Annotated in this window: 1 protein-coding gene; it reads left to right on the top strand. The window is 57.6% G+C overall.

Translation table 11 applies throughout. The annotated features are described in order from the left end of the window. Positions 1–35 precede the first annotated feature (35 nt). A partial coding sequence (locus tag AC0L27_RS41400; RefSeq protein ID WP_473323907.1) for a hypothetical protein occupies positions 36–262 on the top strand: 227 nt, incomplete at its 3' end.

Genomic DNA, 262 nt, shown 5'->3' with positions numbered 1-262 from the left:
CTGCACGACTGTTACGGCGTCAACCGAGCCACCACATGATACTTCTTTCGAAGTCTGCTCTTCTCGCCTTTCGCCAGTGCCCCCGCCGTCTCTGGCTTAGCCGTTATCGGCCAGAACTGGACACTTCCGCGAACAGTAGTGAGCAAAGCCTCCAATCTGGAAACGAAGTCGCCGAGATCGCGCGCCAGATCTATGACCGCAGGAGCAAGGGCGTCCTGATCGCTCGTAGCTCGAGCAACTTTTCAGCTCCGCTGATCCAGAC

It is taken from the genome of Bradyrhizobium sp. Ken51, assembly GCF_055807435.1.
Note: the sequence above shows the minus strand (reverse complement) of the source record. Positions and strands in the feature narration are given on the sequence as shown.